This window comes from Pseudomonas protegens (assembly GCF_003732485.1).
GTDB lineage: Bacteria > Pseudomonadota > Gammaproteobacteria > Pseudomonadales > Pseudomonadaceae > Aquipseudomonas > Aquipseudomonas protegens_B.
Map to the genome: position 1 here is coordinate 1 of NZ_MOAK01000017.1, position 4,459 is coordinate 4,459.

7 protein-coding genes are annotated in these 4,459 nt (G+C 65.0%); 3 read left to right on the plus strand and 4 right to left on the minus strand.

Annotated features, from left to right (window positions below):
- Together BLX41_RS01845 and BLX41_RS01850 are read left to right on the plus strand one after the other, a co-directional pair.
- On the plus strand, positions 1 to 576 hold a 576-nt coding region (locus BLX41_RS01845), incomplete at its 5' end, for a cbb3-type cytochrome c oxidase subunit I (RefSeq protein WP_185073336.1).
- Positions 577 to 636: 60 nt separating this feature from the next.
- On the plus strand, positions 637 to 855 hold the full coding sequence (locus tag BLX41_RS01850) for a hypothetical protein (RefSeq protein ID WP_060843700.1): 219 nt from the start codon (positions 637 to 639) through the stop codon (positions 853 to 855).
- Positions 856 to 1,052: 197 nt separating this feature from the next.
- Here BLX41_RS01850 and BLX41_RS01855 read toward each other — a convergent pair whose 3' ends face one another.
- Complete coding sequence (locus tag BLX41_RS01855; protein WP_123723535.1) at positions 1,053 to 1,544, minus strand: hypothetical protein; 492 nt, start codon at positions 1,542 to 1,544, stop codon at positions 1,053 to 1,055.
- Between the two features lie 98 nt (positions 1,545 to 1,642).
- Positions 1,643 to 2,419, minus strand: a complete 777-nt coding sequence (locus tag BLX41_RS01860; protein ID WP_123723536.1) for a helix-turn-helix domain-containing protein — start codon at positions 2,417 to 2,419, stop codon at positions 1,643 to 1,645.
- Between the two features lie 79 nt (positions 2,420 to 2,498).
- On the opposite strand from BLX41_RS01860, the gene BLX41_RS01865 reads away from it, so the two are divergent.
- Positions 2,499 to 3,200, plus strand: coding sequence for an aspartate/glutamate racemase family protein (locus BLX41_RS01865; RefSeq protein ID WP_123723537.1), 702 nt, complete (start codon positions 2,499 to 2,501; stop codon positions 3,198 to 3,200).
- A gap of 12 nt (positions 3,201 to 3,212) precedes the next feature.
- Here BLX41_RS01865 and BLX41_RS01870 read toward each other — a convergent pair whose 3' ends face one another.
- Complete coding sequence (locus BLX41_RS01870; protein ID WP_123723538.1) at positions 3,213 to 3,731, minus strand: GNAT family N-acetyltransferase; 519 nt, start codon at positions 3,729 to 3,731, stop codon at positions 3,213 to 3,215.
- Positions 3,732 to 4,005: 274 nt separating this feature from the next.
- Positions 4,006 to 4,459: LysR substrate-binding domain-containing protein (locus tag BLX41_RS34180; protein WP_259744318.1), on the minus strand; the 454-nt coding region annotated here is incomplete at its 5' end.

The following is a 4,459-nucleotide window of genomic DNA, read 5'->3' on the forward strand; positions in this document are numbered from 1 at the left end:
TGGGGCGGCATGATCAACGGCATGATGACCCTGTCGGGTGCCTGGCATAAGCTGCGCAGCGACCCGATTCTGCGCTTCCTGGTTGTGTCCCTGGCGTTCTACGGCATGTCGACGTTCGAAGGTCCGATGATGGCGATCAAGACCGTCAACGCCCTCTCCCACTACACCGACTGGACCATCGGCCACGTTCACGCCGGGGCCCTGGGCTGGGTGGCAATGATCACCTTCGGCGCCATCTACCACATGGTGCCCAAAGTGTTTGGCCGCGAGCAGATGTACAGCATCGGCCTGATCAACACCCACTTCTGGCTCGCCACCATCGGCACCGTGCTCTACATCGCCTCGATGTGGGTCAACGGCATCACCCAGGGCCTGATGTGGCGTGCGGTCAACGAAGACGGCACCCTGACCTACTCCTTCGTCGAGGCCCTGGTGGCGAGCCATCCGGGGTTCGTGGTGCGTTTTGCCGGTGGCGTGTTCTTCCTCAGCGGCATGCTGCTGATGGCCTACAACACCTGGCGCACCGTACGCGTGGCCGATGAAAAACTGGCCCTGAGCGACGCGCAGATCGCCTGACCCAACCCATGCCCGCCGGTCCCAGTGACCGGCGTTTTTTTTCAGGGAGCCGGATGACCGATGGATATTCTGTTCAACCTGCTGGGGGTGGCGTTTCTCTACCTCTGCATCGAGTACTGCCTGCGCCACCAGAGCGCCAAGAGCCTGGATGACGCCAGCCTGATTCCCTTCGCCGACGATCCCGACGTGGCCCGCCGGGTGGAGTTGGCCACGGGCAAGAAGATCAATGCCGTCGCGCCGGAAGAGCCCAAGCCGGGCTGGATCAACCTGGACATGTAACGCACCCCGTAGGAGCCGGCTTGCCGGCGAAGAGGCCTGCAAGACATGCACATGGCCGGCGATCGCTTTCGCTGGCAAGCCAGCGCCTACAGAAAAAGCGAACCTGCTCCCTCCGTAGGAGCCGGCTTGCCGGCGAAGGGGCCCGCAAGACGTGCACATGACCGGCGATCGCTATCGCCGGCCAGCCAGCGCCTACATCAGGCGCGCTCGCGGGGGATCAGGCTCTGCAATTGGGCGGCCAGGAAGTTGCCGTCGAAAACGAAGATGTCGGGGTCCTTGAGGCCATTGGTCTTGCGCCATTGCCAGCTGCCGGAGGCCTCGCCCACCAGGGAAACACTGCCCAGGCGCGCCGCCGTCAAGCCGATCACCGCCAGGGATATCTGCCCATTGGCCCCCATCACATCCGGGACGAACTCCACCGGCTTGCCCGCAATGGCGATGGTCAGCTTCTCGCTCTTGAAGGTGGAGCTCTCCACCGGCAATGCCGGGCTGAAGGCCACATAGGGCTCGCGATGCAGCTCCAGCAGGTCCGGCAGCAGTACCGGTGCCAACCACTCTTCAATCTGCCCGAACAGCTCATGAATACGCTGGGCCCAGACCACCGACTGGCTGTCGAACAGCTGCTTCTTGTGGGCTTCGCTGGCGGCGTAGTGCCGGAGCATCTCGCCCAGTTGCTGGATATCGTCCATTGCGGTGTGTCCCTGGCATCGACCCTTGGGAACAGCAGGTCGCCGGACTTGATCATGGCAGATGCCGGTGCCGGCCGTGGAGCTTTTGCCGGTGCGGGTCAGGACGCGCGGTTGTGGAACTGCAAGCGGTACTGGCGCGGGGTCAGGCCAAGGCTTTTGCGCAAGGCGCTGCCCAGGTGCGATTGGTGGGCAAAGCCGCTGTCCAGGGCAATCGCCGCCAGGGACAGGTCCGTGTGTTGCAGCAGGCGCCGGGCCGCTTGCAGCCGCACCTCGGTGATCCAGGCATGGGGCGTCATGCCGACGGCGCGGCGAAAGTCGCGCAGCAGGCGCAGTTCGTTGTGGCCGTAAGTAAGTGCCAATTGCGCCAGGGACAAGGGCTGGGCGTACTGGTCGGCCATCTGTTCCAGCACCTGGCCCAGTCGTGGTAACGGCGCCGTGGGAATGTGGCGGGACTGGGACAGACCGACAAAGGCCAGGGCACAGTGCTCCAGGGCCAACTCATCGGTGGCAGGCGCCAGCAACAGGCGCCGGGCTTCACGGCCCAGGGCCAGGGCCTGGGCATGCCCCGAACTCTGCAGACGGCGCTCGCCGGGGATCAGCGGCGTCTGCTCCTGCCAGCGCGCCAGCATGTATTCACCGCCACAGGCAGATTCGGAGAACACTTCCACGCCCTTGGGCGTCAAGGCCAGGGTGCCGGGCCAGGTGTCGAAATCCTCGCGTCGGTCGGAGTCGATGGCATGCACCCCGTGCTGACGTTCCAGGGTCACGCCCAGGGTCTGCCACTGCGCCGGATCGCGCGCGCTGTAGGCGGCTGCGGGCAACAGTTGCAGGCAAAGCCGACCGTCCAGCAGGCTGCGACTGAGAACCTCGGGCATATGAAATTTCCTGATAGATCGATACCAAGGGCCACGGGAGACTGAAGGCCCTTCTACACCATGAATCAAGGAGCTGCACATGCGCACCATCGGCCTGATCGGCGGCATGAGCTGGGAATCCAGCGCCGAATACTATCGCCTGATCAATCAGCAGGTTCGCGATCAATTGGGGCCGCTGCGCTCGGCGCGGTTGCTAATGTACAGCGTCGACTTCGGGCCTGTCGAACAGGCCCAGCATGCCGGGCGCTGGGATGAAGCGGCGCGGATTCTGATAGACGCCGCCCAGCGTTTACAGGATGGCGGCGCCGAGTGCCTGGTGCTCTGTACCAACACCATGCACAAGGTGGCGCAGCAGATTCAGGCGGCCACTGCCGTGCCCTTCCTGCACATCGCCGACCCCACGGCCCAGGCCGCGCTGGCGGCCGGCACCCTGAACGTCGGGCTGCTGGGCACCGCCTTCACCATGGAACAGGCGTTCCTCAAGAGCCGCCTGAGCCAACAAGGACTGAATGTGCTGGTGCCCGATGCGCAAGAGCGCCAGGCGGTGCACCGGATCATCTATGAGGAATTGTGCGTGGGGATCATCAGCGACGCGTCGCGCCGGGTATACCAACAGGTGATCGAATCCCTCAAGGCCCGTGGCGCCCAGGCGGTGATCCTGGGCTGCACCGAGATCGGCCTGCTGCTCAAGCCCGAGCACAGCCCCCTGCCCCTGCTCGACACCACCGAACTGCATGCCAGGGCGGCGGTGGCCTTCGCCCTGGCGGATGAGCCGGCCTGACGGGGTCACTGATCAAGCGGGGCGGCGCAGGCGCGCCATGCTCAGCACATCGACGTACTGCCCGCCACGGATGGCGTAGTCCCGCAACTGGCCTTCGGTTTCAAAACCGAACTTGTGATACAGGCCGATGGCCGCCTGGTTATCGGCATAGACGGTGAGTTCCACCCGACGCAGATTCATCCAGTTGTCCGCCACCTCCAGCACCGCTGCCAGCAGACGGCTGCCGATACCCTGGCGCTGCCAGGCCGGGGACACACCCATGCCGATGTCAGCGCAATGGGCCCGGCGCACCCGCGCCACCTGCAGCAGGCTGCAACTGCCGATCACCGCGCCCTGGTGCAGGGCCACCAGCGCCACCAGCCCCTCGTTGTCCTGCCCCAGCCCCACGCGCTTGCGCCACAGTTCACGGGATTGGTAAGGCAGTTGCAGGGTCTGGGCCGCCACGCTGGGTTCGCTGTACAGCGCCGTCAGACCCTCGATATGAGCTTCGTTGCAGCGTTCAATGGAAATGGTCGGATTGGCGTTGGGCATGGCGAGGTCATCCTTGCAGTCGAAATGGCCATCGAGTGTAAGGGCCTGAGCCTCTGCATGACGAGGGGGGATGCTCGCCCGCAAGAGCTGGCTTGCCAGCGAAGGCGATGCCGAGGGCGGTACAAGGCTTGAGGGCCTCTTCGCCGGCAAGCCGGCTCCTACGGGGGGGGGCAATAGCTTGGACCACCGTAGGAGGAATGCGCAGCATCGGCATGCGTCGGAGCTGGCCTGCCAGCGAAGGCGTCGGCAGATCCGGCGCCTAGGCGAAGGTGGATCAGGCGAACCAGTCCTCTCGCTCGCTGAAGGTGTGCAGGATCAGGTCCACCAATTGCTGCACTTCGGCCTCATGGGACACCTGGGCATTCACCGCCAACCAGGCGCGGCGTTGCATGGGCTCGTTGAACAACCCCGGCAAGGCGGTCAAGCCGCGGTCGAAACGGCTGATGTATTGCGGCAGCAGGCCGATGCAGGCGCTGCAGCGGATCATCTCCAGCATCAGTTCATAGGCATGTACGTGCACCACCCCCGCCAGGCGTTGCTCCACCAGGCTGTTCCAGGGCCGGAACGGCTCTACCTGACGGTCGTGCTGCCACTGCACCAGCATGTAGTCGGCCAGGTCGTCGAGGCTGTCGGGGCGTGCCGCCACCCGGGAGTAGCGCTTGGCGATGTGCGGCAGGTAGTCGATGCGCGCCAGGGGCAGCGGCTCGCGGGGGGCAAAGCTGGGGGCC

Bases quoted from the DNA above. Each gene is read 5' to 3' on its own strand.
- BLX41_RS01850 (WP_060843700.1), top strand. From the start codon at position 637: ATGGATATTCTGTTCAACCTGCTGGGGGTGGCGTTTCTCTACCTCTGC.
- BLX41_RS01855 (WP_123723535.1), bottom strand. From the start codon at position 1,544: ATGGACGATATCCAGCAACTGGGCGAGATGCTCCGGCACTACGCCGCC.
- BLX41_RS01860 (WP_123723536.1), bottom strand. From the start codon at position 2,419: ATGCCCGAGGTTCTCAGTCGCAGCCTGCTGGACGGTCGGCTTTGCCTG.
- BLX41_RS01865 (WP_123723537.1), top strand. From the start codon at position 2,499: ATGCGCACCATCGGCCTGATCGGCGGCATGAGCTGGGAATCCAGCGCC.
- BLX41_RS01870 (WP_123723538.1), bottom strand. From the start codon at position 3,731: ATGCCCAACGCCAATCCGACCATTTCCATTGAACGCTGCAACGAAGCT.